The organism is Planktotalea sp. (assembly GCF_049680325.1).
Classification (GTDB): domain Bacteria; phylum Pseudomonadota; class Alphaproteobacteria; order Rhodobacterales; family Rhodobacteraceae; genus Planktotalea.
Genome location: NZ_JBAUHO010000084.1, coordinates 1 through 15014 on the forward strand (window position 1 = coordinate 1; position 15014 = coordinate 15014).

The 15014-nt window shown below is 56.1% G+C and carries 17 protein-coding genes and 1 pseudogene; 3 read left to right on the forward strand and 15 right to left on the reverse strand.

All coding sequences use genetic code 11. The features are described 5' to 3' along the window. Together WBC85_RS03380 and WBC85_RS03385 are read left to right on the forward strand one after the other, a co-directional pair. Positions 1-953 (forward strand): annotated as a pseudogene (locus WBC85_RS03380) (aconitate hydratase); the annotation flags it as partial. A 93-nt stretch (positions 954-1046) separates the two neighbouring features. After that, positions 1047-1748 carry an SDR family NAD(P)-dependent oxidoreductase gene (locus WBC85_RS03385; RefSeq protein WP_424433264.1) on the forward strand — a complete coding sequence of 234 codons (702 nt, stop codon included), beginning with the start codon at positions 1047-1049 and terminating at the stop codon, positions 1746-1748. Between the two features lie 7 nt (positions 1749-1755). Here the strand turns inward: WBC85_RS03385 and WBC85_RS03390 are convergent, their stop codons facing one another. The 15 genes from WBC85_RS03390 to WBC85_RS03460 form a co-directional block, all read right to left on the reverse strand. Beyond that, a complete protein-coding gene (locus tag WBC85_RS03390; protein WP_424433265.1) occupies positions 1756-2217 on the reverse strand; it encodes a hypothetical protein in 462 nt (153 codons plus the stop codon). A 36-nt stretch (positions 2218-2253) separates the two neighbouring features. After that, on the reverse strand, positions 2254-2799 hold the full coding sequence (locus WBC85_RS03395; RefSeq protein WP_424433266.1) for a DsbE family thiol:disulfide interchange protein: 546 nt from the start codon (positions 2797-2799) through the stop codon (positions 2254-2256). Continuing rightward, complete coding sequence (ccmD, locus tag WBC85_RS03400; RefSeq protein ID WP_424433267.1) at positions 2792-2944, reverse strand: heme exporter protein CcmD; 153 nt, start codon at positions 2942-2944, stop codon at positions 2792-2794. The genes WBC85_RS03395 and ccmD overlap by 8 nt, the downstream gene beginning before the upstream one ends. Beyond that, on the reverse strand, positions 2941-3669 hold the full coding sequence (locus WBC85_RS03405; protein ID WP_424433268.1) for a heme ABC transporter permease: 729 nt from the start codon (positions 3667-3669) through the stop codon (positions 2941-2943). The genes ccmD and WBC85_RS03405 overlap by 4 nt, the downstream gene beginning before the upstream one ends. Before the next feature lie 41 nt (positions 3670-3710). Then, positions 3711-4367, reverse strand: coding sequence for a heme exporter protein CcmB (gene ccmB, locus WBC85_RS03410; protein ID WP_424433269.1), 657 nt, complete (start codon positions 4365-4367; stop codon positions 3711-3713). Beyond that, positions 4364-4981 (reverse strand): heme ABC exporter ATP-binding protein CcmA, encoded by a 618-nt coding sequence (ccmA, locus tag WBC85_RS03415; protein ID WP_424433270.1) that lies wholly within the window; start codon positions 4979-4981, stop codon positions 4364-4366. Before ccmA ends, ccmB begins: the two co-directional genes overlap by 4 nt. 43 nt (positions 4982-5024) lie before the next feature. Beyond that, positions 5025-5387, reverse strand: coding sequence for an Mth938-like domain-containing protein (locus WBC85_RS03420; RefSeq protein WP_424433271.1), 363 nt, complete (start codon positions 5385-5387; stop codon positions 5025-5027). A gap of 3 nt (positions 5388-5390) precedes the next feature. Further along, complete coding sequence (locus WBC85_RS03425; RefSeq protein WP_424433272.1) at positions 5391-6143, reverse strand: sulfite exporter TauE/SafE family protein; 753 nt, start codon at positions 6141-6143, stop codon at positions 5391-5393. Beyond that, entirely contained in the window at positions 6136-7104 is a 969-nt protein-coding gene (gene secF / locus WBC85_RS03430; protein ID WP_424433273.1) for a protein translocase subunit SecF, read from the reverse strand. Before secF ends, WBC85_RS03425 begins: the two co-directional genes overlap by 8 nt. Before the next feature lies 1 nt (position 7105). Then, the gene (secD, locus tag WBC85_RS03435; protein ID WP_424433274.1) at positions 7106-8767 is read right to left on the reverse strand and encodes a protein translocase subunit SecD; all 1662 of its coding nucleotides are present in this window, start codon (positions 8765-8767) and stop codon (positions 7106-7108) included. A 36-nt stretch (positions 8768-8803) separates the two neighbouring features. Further along, positions 8804-9088: a preprotein translocase subunit YajC gene (gene yajC, locus WBC85_RS03440; RefSeq protein WP_424433275.1), complete on the reverse strand. Its 285-nt coding sequence runs from the start codon at positions 9086-9088 to the stop codon at positions 8804-8806. 299 nt (positions 9089-9387) lie between these two features. After that, positions 9388-10080, reverse strand: a complete 693-nt coding sequence (locus WBC85_RS03445) for a nitroreductase family protein (protein ID WP_424433276.1) — start codon at positions 10078-10080, stop codon at positions 9388-9390. After that, complete coding sequence (locus tag WBC85_RS03450; RefSeq protein WP_424433277.1) at positions 10081-10839, reverse strand: maleate cis-trans isomerase family protein; 759 nt, start codon at positions 10837-10839, stop codon at positions 10081-10083. Continuing rightward, complete coding sequence (locus WBC85_RS03455) at positions 10836-11978, reverse strand: M24 family metallopeptidase (protein ID WP_424433278.1); 1143 nt, start codon at positions 11976-11978, stop codon at positions 10836-10838. Before WBC85_RS03455 ends, WBC85_RS03450 begins: the two co-directional genes overlap by 4 nt. Then, the gene (locus WBC85_RS03460) at positions 11975-12961 is read right to left on the reverse strand and encodes a pyridoxal-phosphate dependent enzyme (protein ID WP_424433279.1); all 987 of its coding nucleotides are present in this window, start codon (positions 12959-12961) and stop codon (positions 11975-11977) included. Before WBC85_RS03460 ends, WBC85_RS03455 begins: the two co-directional genes overlap by 4 nt. Before the next feature lie 140 nt (positions 12962-13101). Between WBC85_RS03460 and purL the strand changes: the two genes are divergently transcribed. Beyond that, a partial coding sequence (purL, locus tag WBC85_RS03465; RefSeq protein WP_424433280.1) for a phosphoribosylformylglycinamidine synthase subunit PurL occupies positions 13102-15014 on the forward strand: 1913 nt, incomplete at its 3' end.

The following is a 15014-nucleotide window of genomic DNA, read 5'->3' on the forward strand; positions in this document are numbered from 1 at the left end:
CTGCGGATGGCAAGGACGTGTACCTGAAAGACATCTGGCCCACGACGCAGGAAGTGGCAGAACTGGTCGAGCAAACGGTCACACGCGAAGCGTTCCAGACCAAATATGCCGACGTCTTTAAAGGTGACGAAAAATGGCAGGGCGTGTCTGTTCCACAGCAGGAAGTCTATGACTGGCCTGCGACATCGACCTACATCCAGAACCCACCCTACTTCCAAGGCATGTCCAAGGATCCGGGCGTTATCACCAACATCGAGGGTGCTAAGGTCTTGGCACTGCTCGGCGATATGATCACAACAGATCACATCTCTCCTGCGGGTTCTTTCGCGGAAAGCTCGCCTGCAGGTCAGTATCTGACAGATCGTCAGGTGCCGGTGCGCGAATTCAACTCCTACGGCTCACGTCGCGGCAACCACGAAGTCATGATGCGCGGCACATTCGCCAACATCCGCATCAAGAACGAAATGCTGGACGGCGTTGAAGGTGGTTACACCAAAGGCGTAGACGGCGCACAGACGTCGATCTTCGATGCAGCTATGGCGCATCAGGCAGCGGGCACACCGCTGGTGATCTTCGGCGGCGAGCAGTACGGCGCGGGGTCTTCGCGCGACTGGGCAGCTAAAGGCACGGCACTACTTGGTGTGAAGGCTGTGATCGCAGAAAGCTTTGAACGTATCCACCGCTCCAACCTTGTTGGTATGGGCGTTATCCCGTTCGAGTTCACAGGCGGCGACACGCGCAAGTCTTTGGGTCTGACAGGTGACGAAAGCGTTTCCATCTCGGGTCTCGACACGATTGAGCCTTTGCAGGAAGTGCCATGCACAATCACAATGGCCGATGGCACTGTAAAAACCATCACGCTCAAGTGCCGTATCGATACAGCGATCGAGATCGAATACATCGAGCACGGCGGCGTTTTGCACTACGTTCTGCGAGATCTCGCAGCGTCCTAAGCGACACCAAATCAAGTATCAAAGGGCTGCCCTCGGGCGGCCCTTTTCTTTTGGGCACTTGCAAGTCTGTGCGCGCTAGGCTCAGACTGGGATATGAAAACAGCCCTCATCACAGGCGGCGCGCGCGGGATTGGCCGTGCGATTGCCGAAAACCTTGTCCGCGATCACAGGGTCGCAATAACCTACAACAACACCCCGCCTGACGCGTTGCTGGCGGCGCATCCAGCAATCTTTGCGATTAAAACTGATCTCAGCACTCAGGCAGCGCCCGCGCAGGTGATAGATGCCGTGATCGCTGAATTCGCTTGCCTTGATGTGATCGTCAACAACGCCGGCGCAATTGAAATGACATCATTGGATGCAGTTGATGCAGCGGCTGAAGCGCAATTGCTTGCCATTAACCTTACTGCACCCATGCAAATCCTTGCAGCGGCTCTGCCACATTTGATGCGCGGCGCGGCGGTGGTTAATATTTCATCGGTGAATGCTGTTTTGCCAGCATTGGGGGCCTCTGGCTATTCTGCCAGCAAGGCCGCATTAAACACATGGACGCGCGGGGCGGCAAAAGAATTGGGGTCCAGGGGTATTCGTGTAAATGCGATCGCGCCCGGCGCGATCGAACGCATAGAAAACCCGCGCCCACCCGAACTGGTTGCCAAATTTGTGGAAATGACCGCGCTCGCTCGTTCTGGTGTGCCGGAAGACATTGCCAAAGCAGTTCGTTTTCTTGCCTCTGACGACGCGAGCTTTATCACAGGGGAAGTGCTGACCGTCTCAGGCGGATATCGTCTGTGAAAAACAATTAGTAATCGCGCAGGAATATCTGCTTCGCATTACATAGCTTTTTGCAGTCTGCAGCGTCGCGCCCAATGTCTTCCGACTTAACCACGCTCGACATGCCCGGCCCTTCAAAGCGGAAATCATCGCATTCGCCGTCACGGCTCCACTCCGAGCTGTTGTTGCCAAAGCGAATGGCCGAGCACTGCGTCGCAGCGCGCGCGTTTTCAAGCCTCCAAAGCTTTGCACGCCCATCCCTATAGGCATCCCTGCAATCATTGGCGTCGCGAAAGTTATCGTCCTCATCAAGGTCTTTGGCCATGCCAACACCGATAAAGCGCCGATCATCACATTCACCATCATTGGCGTATTCGCTGGAATTATTCCCGAAATTGATGTTCTGGGCATGGGCATGGGCAGGCGCAGTGACAAGGCACGCGCAGAACAACGCGGCGGCTATGCTGTGAATGCTTTTTAGACCCAACATTTCAACCCCCGAACAATTGCCAAAGATAAACGACCGCTACTTCTCAGCCTTAACCGCCTTTTCAAGCTCGGGCAAGAAACGCTGTTCAAAGTCGCTTCCGACAAGCGGGCCCGCAAAGCGGTAAAGCACGGTGCCATCACCCGCCAGAATAAAGGTTTCAGGCGGTGCGGTCACGCCCCAGTCAATCGCTGTGCGCCCTTGTGGATCGAACGCGATCGCCACAAACGGATTGCCGTCATCCTTTAGATAGCTGCTGGCCGTGCCTGCACTATCTTTGAAGTTAATGCCAACAATCGGATAGGTTTTCGAGAGTTCTAAAAGCTTGGGATGCTCGGCGCGGCATGGCGGGCACCAGCTGGCCCAGAAGTTCACCAGCGTGACCTCTCCACGTGTCAGATCGGCCTGCGCGGCTCTGGTAAAGCCCGGCAGTTCAGCAGTGCCCTCAATCGAGGGTGCCGGCTTGCCAATAAAGACGGACTGTAAATCGTTTTTACCTTCGCGAAACATGCCGACATAAAACAATGCCGCAAGGCAGATAAAAATCGCAGGCGGCGCAATCATCAAAGGAGAAAGCCTAGCCATTGCGGCGTTTCTCCACATCTTCCAGCGCAGCTTTGGCGCGGCGGGATTGCATGGCGCTGAGCACCACAATGCCGATGATAAGCACGATTGACGCGCCATAAGCGCTTAACACTGCGCTGGCGTATTTTCCAAGTTCGGGCATCATGCCATGCGCTCCCGTGCCAGAAGGGCTTTGGTGCGGCGCGCGCGGATTTCCGTGCGTGTGCGCAGTAGTACCAGAGCAAGGAACAAAAGCACGAACCCTGCGATGCAAACCAAAAGCGGGATGTAGAAGACGTCAGCGACGTTTTCCTCTTTATCCAGCGATAGGGACGCGCCCTGAAGCAGGCCTTGGTTCCAGAAATTCACCGCATAGCGCGACAGGATCGCAAAGACCGAACCCACAAGGCAAAGGATGGAGGTCAGGTCCGCAGCCGTATCGTTATCTTCAATCGCCGCCCAAAGCGCCATGTAGCCAAGGTAAAACAGGAACAGAATGAGGAAGGAGGTCAGGCGCGGATCCCATGCCCACCATGTGCCCCACATAGGCTCGCCCCAGATTGCGCCTGTGACAAGCGCAATCAGGGTCATTGTGATGCCCACAGGCGCAGCGGCTTTAGCTGCAAGCACTGAAACGTGGTGGCGCCGGATGATCCAGATAAGCGAGGTGACCAGCATCATCATCCAGGCGTTGATCGCCATCAAGGCCGACGGCACATGCAGGTAAATGATTTTGACGGTCGACCCTTGGCGATAGTCATCGGGCGTAAAGAAAAAGCCCCAGATCAACCCGACCACAAGGCATATGCCCGCAAGCCAGGCGACAACGGGAAGCACACGGCCCGAAAGGGCCATGAATTTCACCGGATTTGCGTATTCCCATAAAGACATGGCGGCGGTGTATCTCCTGAAGGTTTCAGCTTCAATTCAAATTATCGAATGTTTACGCGCAGAACTGCGGCAGACGCAAAGGGTAGCAGCGCAATTACCCCGAAAGTGATCCCCGCGAGCATCATTAGCGGTGTCGCGGTGTCCAGCCCCTCTGCCCCGCGCCGCGCGGCTTCTGCACCGTAAATAAGTGTCGGGACATAAAGTGGCAGAACCAGCAGCGAAAGAAGCAAGCCACCCCGCTTGATCCCCACGGTCAGCGCTGCGCCAAAGGTGCCAATGACGCTTAGCGCGGGCGTCCCGAGCAAGAGCGAAAGCAGTAAAGGAATATATCCTGCCTCTGGCAAGTTGAGCAGCAAGGCAAACAGCGGCGCTGCGACAACCAGTGGCAGACCCGTCGTGAGCCAGTGCGCCAATGCTTTGATGCTCACTGCAGCCTCCATCGGAAGCGGCGCGCAGGCCATCAGATCAAGCGTTCCATCCTCCCAATCAAGCGCAAGGATGCGATCAAGGGAAAGCAGGCAAGCCAGCAAGGCCCCAAGCCAGAGAATGCCCGGCGCAATCTTTGAGAGCAGCGCGCTTTGCGGGCCGACGCCAAAGGGCACAAGTACCGTAACAATCAGGAAAAACGCAAGGCCAAGGCCAAAGCCGCCCCCTGCCCGCACAGCAAGGCGCAGGTCACGGATCAGAAGCGCCTTCATAAAAAGCCCTCCAATTCGTCATCGCTTGCCACTGGAGGACGGGCTTTGAAGGGTGCGACATCCAACACCGCTGCATCCAGTCCCAGATCAATATGCGTGGCAATAAGGGCCGAGCCGCCTGCCGCCAAATGCGCCCGTATGGCGTTGGCGAACATTGCGACCGCATCAACATCCAGACTGACCGTTGGTTCATCCAGCACCCAGATCGCCCGCCCCGTCACCAGCAATCGCGCAAGGCCAAGCTTGCGCTTTTGCCCCGCAGATAACGCGCCAGCCGGACGTTCTGCCAATGGCTCTAGTTGAAACGCTGCTAGCGCGGGGGCAATATCACGCGTGCCAAACACATCGGCCCAAAACCGCAGGTTTTCACGCACACTTAGAACTTGTTTGATCCCGTCCGAATGCGCCGCATAGGCAATCGTATCTTCGGCAACGTTAACCCGTCCTGCCAGGGCTGGCTGCAAACCTGCAATTGTGCGCAGCAATGTCGTCTTGCCGATGCCGTTAGGGCCGCGCAGGATCAAGCCTTGACCCGCAGCAAGCTCAAAGGACAGTCCTTCCAGGACCGCGATGCCGCCGCGCGCGACGCTAAGATTTTCGACAGATAAATTCATCGCATTTAGAGGTAGCCCAGCCAGCGCGCGCTGCCCAGCCCCCTTAACCTTTGGTGATCGGCAATAATGCCGCAGCAATGCGGCGTCCGTCGTTGACCAGTACATTAAAGGTGCGACATGCAGCTGGCGAACTCATGGCCTCAATCCCGATACCCGCACCCTCAACCGCTTGGCGCAGGTCGGCGGGGATATGAGCGATATCATCGCCAGTCCCAAGAAACACAACGTCAATACTGCCAGCCAGCGCAAGCAATGTGTCGTGGTCATTCACCCCGCCCCAAGGGCGCGCGCCCTTTGCAGTGATAAGCAATGGCCCAGCCAGAACCTCGCCCGCGATGCGAAAGAACCCCGGGCCATAGCCCTCAACCGGTTTGGCGTCGTCAAATTCCAGCTCGGTCAGGCGCATCTTTTATCCCCAGATTGGCAGGCCCCGCAGAGCGGAGACAGCGATAATGATATAGGCCACGCCTCTATACGCTTTTTCGTAGCTGGGACGAAAGAGCCATGTGCCCAGCAATGTGCCCAGCATCAGCGGAAGGGTCAAAAGCGCACCCAGAACGACATTGCTGAGCGAGGCAAGACCTTGCACCCCCAACATTCCAAGCAGAATGAAATCAAAACACAGCAGAAAAACCATCGTCGTTGCGCGGATCACCCGCGCAGGATGATCGCTTGACATGTAAAAGAAGATAACGGGCGGGCCCGGCAGCCCGATTGAGCCGCCAAGGACGCCCGATGCCGCTCCTACTCCGTAGACTTTGGGCGCGCTTAGCCTGCCCTTGAAGCGAAAGCCGAAAAGCAGAACGATCAGCATGAGCAATGCGCCGAAAGAGACGCCATAGCGGAAGACGTCTGCTGGAATCGACAAGAGCAAAAGCAGACCCAGCGGAAGCGCAAGCACCATACCAAGCAACAGCTTGCGAAGGTCAGGCCAATCCGCCTCGCGCGCTGCGCGTGGAATTGCAGGCAAAGGGCCGATACTGTCCATAACGGTCAAAGTGACCAGTGCCTGAACAGGGCTGAGAAACATACTGGCGATAGGCAAGTAGATCAATGCGGTGCCAAAACCGGAAAACCCACGTACCAAACCTGCCATAAAGCCTGCAAAGGCAATCCACATCAGCCCCTGCGTCGCAAGGGCTGATGTAAGGATATCAGGCATCTATGTTGGCAAACTGCGTGCCCGCATTTGCGTCTGACTTGCTCCAGTCGCGCTTGACGCCCAACCAAAGCAGGATCGCAGAGGCGATAAAGATCGAGCTATATGTGCCGACAATAACGCCCCAGATCATCGCAAAGACAAAACCGCGGATCACATCACCGCCCAAGACGAACAGTGCAATCAACGCCAGAAGCGTGGTGATAGAGGTCATGAAAGTACGCGAAAGCGTTTCGTTGATCGAAATGTTAAGCACTTCTTTCAGCGGCTTTTTCTTATACTTGCGCAGGTTTTCACGCACACGGTCAAAGACAACCACCGTATCGTTAAGCGAGTAGCCCACGATCGTAAGCAAGGCTGCGATAATCGCCAGATCGAATTTGATCTGAAGCTCTGAAAAAACGCCGATTGTCAGAATGACATCGTGCACCAGCGCCGCAACTGCACCAAGCGCGAACTGCCACTCAAAGCGCAGCCAGATATAGATAAGGACCGCCGCAATCGCGAGGATCACAGCAATAGCAGCTGTCTGGATCAGCTCGCCAGACACCTTCGGACCAACAGATTCAACCGAAACAAATTTGATATCTGGCGCAATCACTTGCAACGCCGATAGCACCTGCGCAATCACATCAGAGGTCACAGCCTCCTGCCCTTCCTGGGCCTCGATACGGATCATTGCCACGTGCTGATCTGCGTCAAACGTCGGATCGAAGACTTCCGAAATCGTGATATCACCCAGCCCGAGCGGGACAATCGCATCGCGATATGCGCCAACATCGATTGCTGTACTGCTTTCGCTGCGCACTGTCGTGCCGCCCTTGAAGTCGATTCCGTAGTTCAAACCTTGATACAGGAATGAACCAAGCGCCAGGATCATCAGCACGACAGAGATGCCAAGCCACAGTTTGGGGCGTGCGAAGAAGTCGAAGTTCGTGTTTTCTTTAACCAGTCTCAGGCGCATCTTACACCTCCAGTGTTTTTGGGCGTTTACGTTCAAACCACATCACGATGATAAGTCGCGTGACGAAAATTGCCGTAAAGACCGATGTAAGAATGCCAAGGCCCAGCGTGATTGCAAAGCCGCGCACGGGGCCAGACCCCATGACGAACAGAATTACCGCTGTGATGAAAGTGGTGATGTTCGCGTCAATGATCGCGCTCAGGGCTTTTTCATACCCCAGATCAATCGCCCGCGCTGGCCCTTTGGCCGATTTCAGCTCTTCGCGGATACGTTCGAAAACCAGCACGTTGGCGTCCACCGCCATACCGATGGTCAACACGATGCCCGCAATACCCGGCAGCGTCAGCGTTGCGCCGATCATGCTAAGCAGGCCGAAAATAAGACCAACGTTAATAATAAGCGCGATATTGGCAAAAAGACCGAACGTGCCATAGCTCAGGAACATAAAGACCAGCACCGCGATAAAGGCGACGGCGCAAGCAACCTGCCCCGCCTTGATGCTATCCGCGCCCAGCTCTGGACCGATTGTACGTTCTTCGAGGAATTCCAAGCCGGCGGGCAAAGCCCCCGCGCGCAAAAGAACCGCAAGGTTCGTCGATTCCTCAACCGTGAAATTGCCTGTGATGATGCCCGACCCACCCGGGATATGGCTTTGGATCACAGGGGCGGAGATCACTTCACTGTCCAGAACGATGGCAAACGGATTGCCGATGTTTTCTGCGGTGTAGTCACCAAATTTACGCGCGCCCGCTGGGTTAAAGCGGAAATTCACTGCAGGGCGACCATTCTGATCGAAAGCGGGTTGCGCATCAACAAGTTCCTCGCCCGTAACAACAGGAGCAGCTTCCAGCGTATAGAACGTCCCCTCTTCATCCAGTGAAGGCAGGATTTCATTGCCCACACCAGCATTCGCATCGGGGCTAGAGCCGCGACCGATTACAGGCTGGAAAGTCAACTGCGCGGTTGTGCCGATAATCGCCTTCAGTTCTGCCGCGGATCCGATCCCCGGCACCTGAATAAGAATGCGATCTGTGCCCTGGCGCTGGATTGTTGGCTCGCGCGTGCCGACCTCGTCGATACGGCGGCGGATAATTTCCAGCGATTGCTGCATTGTGCGTTCGTCTGTGGCGCGCTTTTCGGCTTCGGAAAGGCGGACCGTTAGAATGCCGTCAGCACCGCTTACTTCGATGTCTGAAGAACCGACGCCAGAAAGCGAAACAACCTGCTGCGCAAGACCGCGCACCACTTCCATCGCGCGGGCCATGCCGTCAGGCTCTGAAATGCGTACTCTCAACACGTCCCCAGCAGAGGGCTGCAAACGTATGGTACCAATCGTTGCGCGCTCGGGCCGTAGCGCATCACGCACTTCTGGCCAAAAGGCCTTCATCCGCGCGGCATAGACATCAGAAACCTTCACTTCGGCCAGCAAATGCGCGCCGCCGCGAAGGTCCAGACCTAGGTTAACAAGGCTAGAAGGCAAGAAGCCCGGCCACTGTGCTGCCATAGCATCCAGCTCGTCATTGCTGCCAGAGACTTCGATGGCCGCAAGCGCATCGTTATGCTGCTCGACTTTAGTATAGAAAGCGTTTGGAACGGCCAGCAGCAATCCGATGGCGCAAACCGCCCAGATCACCACCCGCTTCCACAGGTCAATTTGCAACATATGTCCGGCCTCTCACGCCAGCCTTGCCGCGTCCGCTCAGGACGCTGCTGGCTCGGTCTTGTTTATCACATTAGCAATTGTGGACTGAACAACGCGTACTTTGACGCCTTCGGCCAGTTCAACTTCGATCTCGTTTTCATCTTTGACCTTGGTCACCTTACCAATCAGGCCACCTTGCGTAATCACCTGATCGCCGCGGCGCAGACCTTCGACCATTTTCTGGTGCTCTTTTAGCTTTTTCTGCTGCGGGCGAATAAGAAGGAAATACATGATCGCGAAGATCAAAATGAGGGGTACGAATTGGGCAATGCCACCTTGCATCGAAGTATCCTTTTGGTTGGGTTCCAGCCTGCCATGCAAACCGTGTCAGAATTTCGCCAGAACCTATGAGTTGCGCCACCGCTTTGCAATGGGCGATGAACACCTCGCGTGCCCGGACCGATGTGTAGCTATGCAGCAACTGCATAGCGGCTATGCTGCACCTGCGGCATAAATGCCTTGATCGTGAGCACAGTGCATACTATTTGGGCTGCACAAGGATGTTGATGGTGCTGAGGTGCCTAGTCCTTGTACCTCCCTGTTGGACTTCGGCCGAGCTTATTGCTCGGCCTTTTTTTTGCTTAATCAAAAACTGACAGGATTTCACCCAGCGGCTTCTTCAATTTGGCAACTTCTGGCACCACGGCTTCTGTCGCAGGGTGGCCCACGGCAAGAATCATCACGGGTTTCTCGGACGCTGGCCGATCCAGTAGTGAATTAAGGAATTTCATCGGATTGGGCGTGTGCGTCAGGCATGTCAAACCAGCATGATGCAGCGCAGAAATCAGAAACCCGGTCGCAATCCCGACGCTCTCGGGGACATAGTAATTCTTGTAGCGCGTACCATCGGCGAAGGCCCCCCAACGCTGCGCAAAAATCACGATCAGCCAGGGTGCAATGTCAAGATGGGGCTTGCTTGCATCTGTGCCGATTGGTTCTAACGCTTTGATCCATTCATCCCCCGCACCGCCCGCATAAAACTTTTCTTCCTCTTCTTCTGCAGCAAGTCGGATTTGATGCTTCACACCGGAATTAGAGATTGCAACAAAATGCCACGGCTGGTGATTGGCCCCCGATGGAGCCGAGCCGGCGGCGGCAATCGCCAGATCAATGATCTCGCGCGGGACCGGCGTTGGCGCAAAGTCACGAACAGAGTGACGTTTGCGCATAAACGCCAGATGGGTGCGCGCGGCCTCAAGCGCCTGTGCGTCGCTCATATCACTGCGATCTGGCAGCGCGATTGCCTTGTAATCCAGCTTTTCTTTGGTGAACATTTAGGGTTCCTTCTTGATTTTAAGATCCCAAAGCAACCCATCAGCGCGCGCAGGGCGTATACCTGCCTGCGCAAACATATGCCAAAAGAAGGCCTGATTTGAGGATAAGGCAGGCTTGTTGCAGGCGGCTTCGACTTCTCCGAGAATACTGAGTGTACGTAAATTCGTGCAACTCATGAACACAGCCTCGGCGCCCTTATCCTTGCCAAGCCCAACCGCTGCATCGCGCACCGAGGTTGGATCAATGCGCGCAACATGGGTTTCAACTGGCTCGTTAAAGGTCGCGAAAACTGGTGTTTCAATGCCATTCCTAAGCAACTCGGATCGCAGACTTTCACTGACCGCTTCGGTATAGGGTGTCAAAAGCGCCAATTTATTCACCCCCAACGCACCGCAGGCTGCAACCAATGCACTGACAGGGTTCGTTACGGCAGTTGTGCGGCATCCCGTTTTCACCAATTCGGCGACGCGCGCGGGTCCAATCACGCTTGAAGCCGATGTGCAGCCATAGCCAACGACATCAAAGTCCACGCTCTTGGGCAAAAGCCCCGCCGCGCGGGGCAGTTCTGCCTCCATCGCTGCAAGGCTGTCGTTGGACACCTCTGCAGCGCTCGGAATGCGCGAAACGAAAGCCGCGATATCCGCCTCGGGCAAAACCTGACGGAACTCTGCCTCCATAGTTTCATCAGATTGCAGAACGATCAAGCCAAGCCGCCCAGCAGTGCCAATTTGCGGCGCAAGTGTGTAGGGCAAGCTCATGGCTCTAACCTCACCAGTTTCTCTGGCGGCATCGGCGACAAACGCTCCCAGCCGTCTGCGGTTACAACATAATCATCTTCATGCACCATCAACCCTGCCCCACCTGATACGGAAACACCCGGCTCCAAGGTGATGACCATACCCGGCTCCAGCACAGTATGGTCATCCGCAATAAAGGACAGCCCTTCGGTTAGTTGAAGGCCCAGCCCATGCCCCAAACGCCCCGCGCTTTGGCCACCTTTACCGCCCGTACACAACTGATCCATCGCATGAAAGACATCCGCCGCAGTGTTGCCCGCTTTCAGCGCGCACTCGCCTGCCTGCATTGCCTTCAGCAAGGTTTCATAGGCCGCTTCTGCAGCCTTGCTTGGAACCCCCACAGCAAAGTTGCGATCAAAATCGCTAAAGTAGCCATTTCGAATAACACCAGTGTCGAGCATCATAATATCACCGCTCTGCAATGGCACCTCGCTGGCGGGCGAAATCACATCTTCATAACCCGTCGGCCCCGCGCCGCCTGCAAGGTAGGGCACCCAATCGGCACCTTCCTCCAAACAGAGCATCTGAAAACGGCGGAACACCTCGGCAAGCGGTGTCCCTGCGCGCGCAATTTCGGGCACGCGCTGAAACGCACGCCCCGCGATTTGGCAAGCTGCGCGAATGGAATCGACTTCGGCGGGCGTTTTTATCATGCGCGCATGGCGCAGCACCGCATGATCGCTGCCAATCGAAAGCTCTGCACAAAGCCGTGTCCAATCCGCCAAAGGCATGCGCAGATGGCTTTCAATGCCGAAAGGCGTGCCGATCTTGCCCCCTTGCGCCACCTCTTTAAGGGTATCAATCAGCAACGATACACCGTCATCGCCGTAATCGGGTGCGCCCCATGTGCGAATGTCGCGCACAACGGTTTGTGCCATAAGCGCCGCGCCGATGGAGGGAATCACCGCAATCGGCAAGCCAGCGGCAGGCACCACCAGAAACCAAGGGCGCGTCGGGCTTTCCCAGAACCGCGTCAAATAGCCTGTGAGATAGCGAATATCTGCGTCCTGCGTAAGCAAGAGCGCCGCCAGATCGTTCTGCGCCATGCGCCCCTGCACAGCGCGAATCCGTAATTCGAATTCCATCGCAGCGAAAGTCATGCGCCCTCACTTAAAATGCAAAGCACACGGGCATCCTCAGGCAAATCACTGAGCAAGGCCGCCGTGATCCCCGCACTGCCGGATGTGCTGCTTTTTAGACCCAGCGCCTCAAGTTTGGGCAAGGTCGCAAAAGCCTCCTGTTCTGAAATGAGCGCAAAAGCGTCAGCATCGCGCGACAGGCCTTTCAAAGCGATCAAAGATGCCTCTTTGCAATCCAAGCGGCCCATATCCGAAACCGGCCCCTTGGAAACGACAAAACCGCCCGCCTTTATCGAATCGTAAAGTGCTGGAGCGAAGATCGGCTCAACGACGGTAATGATCGGTGCATCCCCCCAGACCTTGCGAAACAACGCAGCGCAAGCGCCCGCAAGCCCGCCAACCCCCGCCTGCAAAAAGATATGGCTTGGCGCATCTATCTGTTCGGTGCATTCGGCCGCCATTGCGAGATAACCTTCCATCAAGCGATGCGGCAACTCAAAGTAGCCGTCCCAAGAACTATCCGAAAGCAAGGTCCAGTCATTGGCCTTGGCACCCGCCTGCGCCGCGATCATGCTTTCCTCATAATCGCGCCCTTCGATCACGACCTGCGCGCCCTTTTCACGCAGACGATCCGCAAAAGCGGCGGGCACGGTTTGGGACAGGTAAATAACTGACTTTGCGCCAAAAACCTTCGCTCCTGCCGCAACTGACATGCCGTGATTTCCCGCGCTCGCGGTCACATATGTACGCCCCTCAAGCGAACCTTGCTGGGCATCATGCGCAATCACATAGGCCGCGCCAAGTGCTTTGAAGCTGCCAAGCCCCATGCGCCCGCGTTCGTCTTTGATGTGCATTCCAAGCGCTTGAACCATTGGCGTTTCGCCATGCGTCGGGCAGCGCGACAACAATGCGCGCGGGGCATCCGCATTGGTTGATGGCACGGGAACCTCTTGCAAACCTGCGCTTATCCCTGTGCCGCGAAATGGATTTGCCATCACCTGCATATCAACTCTCCCCTGTTTGCCCGCACCTCACGGCAAAAAATCCATCAGGTCAACGCAGCAAATGTCCGCCCTGCCGCATTGCCCCGACGCCGCTTTACAAGTAAGAGACGCGCAACTTGATCTTTTGGGGACCAAACTGAATGCAAGAGCCTGCCATCACCGCTGATCTGATCGCCTCGCACGGGCTGAAACCAGATGAATATGAGGTCATTCTAGAGATCATTGGCCGCGAGCCGACGTTTACAGAACTTGGTATTTTCTCGGCCATGTGGAACGAGCATTGTTCCTACAAATCATCCAAAAAATGGCTTCGCACGCTGCCAACAGAAGGCCCGCAAGTCATCTGTGGCCCCGGTGAAAACGCTGGCATCGTGGATATTGGCGACGGCCAGGCGGTTGTTTTCAAGATGGAAAGCCACAACCACCCCTCCTATATCGAACCCTACCAAGGCGCGGCGACGGGCGTTGGCGGCATCTTGCGCGATGTCTTTACAATGGGCGCACGTCCGATTGCGGCGATGAATTCGCTGAGCTTCGGCGAGACATCTCACCACAAGACCCGCCAGCTTGTGAATGGCGTTGTCGAGGGAGTTGGCGGTTACGGCAACTGCTTTGGCGTTCCGACGGTCGGCGGCGAAGTACGCTTTGATCCCGCTTATAATGGCAACTGCCTTGTGAATGCGTTTGCGGCCGGGATCGCCGATACGGACAAGATTTTCTACTCTGCCGCTTCTGGCGTGGGCATGCCTGTTGTTTACCTTGGCGCAAAAACGGGCCGCGATGGCGTCGGCGGCGCGACGATGGCTTCGGCAGAATTTGACGACACGATTGAAGAGAAACGTCCAACCGTTCAGGTCGGTGATCCCTTCACTGAAAAGCGCCTGATGGAAGCGACGTTAGAGTTGATGCAGACGGGCGCTGTGATTTCTATTCAGGACATGGGGGCTGCTGGCCTCACGTGCTCTGCGGTCGAAATGGGTGACAAAGGCGGGCTTGGTGTGCGCCTAGATCTTGAATTGGTTCCGGTTCGTGAAACCAATATGACCGCCTATGAAATGATGCTCTCCGAGAGCCAGGAACGCATGTTGATGGTTCTGAAACCGGAACTTGAGGCAGAAGCGAAAGCCGTCTTCGACAAGTGGGATCTAGATTTTGCGATTGTTGGCGAGACGATTGCCGAAGATCGCTTCTTGATCGTGCACAATGGTGAAGTGAAGGCAGATCTCCCGCTGTCCAAACTTGCCTCTTCCGCGCCAGAATATGATCGCCCTTGGGTTCCAACCCCTGCTGCGATCGCATTGGAAGACGTGCCGCAGATTGATCCGATTGATGGTCTCAAAGCGCTGCTCTCCAGCCCGAACTACGCCTCCAAACGTTGGGTATACGAGCAATACGACAGCCAGGTCATGGGCGATACGATCCGCATCCCCGGAGCGGGCGCTGGTATTGTGCGTGTGCACGGCACTGGCAAGGCGCTTGCCTTTACCTCTGACGTGACGCCGCGCTATGTCATGGCGAACCCTGTCGAGGGCGGTAAACAGGCCGTTGCCGAAGCTTACCGTAACCTCACAGCTGTGGGCGCGAAGCCATTGGCGACAACGGATAATATGAACTTCGGCAATCCCGAAAAGCCAGAAATCATGGGCCAGTTCGTAGGCGCGATCCAGGGCATTGGCGAAGCTGTCAAAGCGCTCGATATGCCGATCGTATCTGGCAACGTCTCGCTCTATAACGAAACGGACGGAACCGGCATTCTGCCAACGCCAACTATCGGCGCAGTTGGTTTGCTGATGAATGAGGACGAGTTGATTAACGCGGATGTACGCGATGGTCACGTCGCGATCCTGATCGGCGACACGACGGGCCACCTGGGCCAGTCTGCCCTTCTGGCCGAAGTGTTCAACCGCGTTGAAGGCGATGCACCGCATGTTGATCTGGCCGCTGAAGCCAGGAATGGCGATTTCATCCGCGCCAACCGCGACTGGATCAAGGCCTGCACAGACCTCTCTGACGGCGGCCTTGCTTTGGCTGCCTATGAAATGGCGGCGACGGC

Coding starts and splice junctions, on each gene's coding strand:
- WBC85_RS03455 (WP_424433278.1), bottom strand. CDS start 11,978: ATGACTTTCGCTGCGATGGAATTCGAATTACGGATTCGCGCTGTGCAG.
- WBC85_RS03395 (WP_424433266.1), bottom strand. CDS start 2,799: ATGGCTAGGCTTTCTCCTTTGATGATTGCGCCGCCTGCGATTTTTATC.
- WBC85_RS03385 (WP_424433264.1), top strand. CDS start 1,047: ATGAAAACAGCCCTCATCACAGGCGGCGCGCGCGGGATTGGCCGTGCG.
- ccmA (WP_424433270.1), bottom strand. CDS start 4,981: ATGAATTTATCTGTCGAAAATCTTAGCGTCGCGCGCGGCGGCATCGCG.
- WBC85_RS03390 (WP_424433265.1), bottom strand. CDS start 2,217: ATGTTGGGTCTAAAAAGCATTCACAGCATAGCCGCCGCGTTGTTCTGC.
- WBC85_RS03450 (WP_424433277.1), bottom strand. CDS start 10,839: ATGAGCTTGCCCTACACACTTGCGCCGCAAATTGGCACTGCTGGGCGG.
- secD (WP_424433274.1), bottom strand. CDS start 8,767: ATGTTGCAAATTGACCTGTGGAAGCGGGTGGTGATCTGGGCGGTTTGC.
- WBC85_RS03445 (WP_424433276.1), bottom strand. CDS start 10,080: ATGTTCACCAAAGAAAAGCTGGATTACAAGGCAATCGCGCTGCCAGAT.
- WBC85_RS03405 (WP_424433268.1), bottom strand. CDS start 3,669: ATGTCTTTATGGGAATACGCAAATCCGGTGAAATTCATGGCCCTTTCG.
- WBC85_RS03425 (WP_424433272.1), bottom strand. CDS start 6,143: ATGCCTGATATCCTTACATCAGCCCTTGCGACGCAGGGGCTGATGTGG.
- ccmB (WP_424433269.1), bottom strand. CDS start 4,367: ATGAAGGCGCTTCTGATCCGTGACCTGCGCCTTGCTGTGCGGGCAGGG.
- secF (WP_424433273.1), bottom strand. CDS start 7,104: ATGCGCCTGAGACTGGTTAAAGAAAACACGAACTTCGACTTCTTCGCA.
- ccmD (WP_424433267.1), bottom strand. CDS start 2,944: ATGATGCCCGAACTTGGAAAATACGCCAGCGCAGTGTTAAGCGCTTAT.
- yajC (WP_424433275.1), bottom strand. CDS start 9,088: ATGCAAGGTGGCATTGCCCAATTCGTACCCCTCATTTTGATCTTCGCG.
- WBC85_RS03460 (WP_424433279.1), bottom strand. CDS start 12,961: ATGCAGGTGATGGCAAATCCATTTCGCGGCACAGGGATAAGCGCAGGT.
- WBC85_RS03420 (WP_424433271.1), bottom strand. CDS start 5,387: ATGCGCCTGACCGAGCTGGAATTTGACGACGCCAAACCGGTTGAGGGC.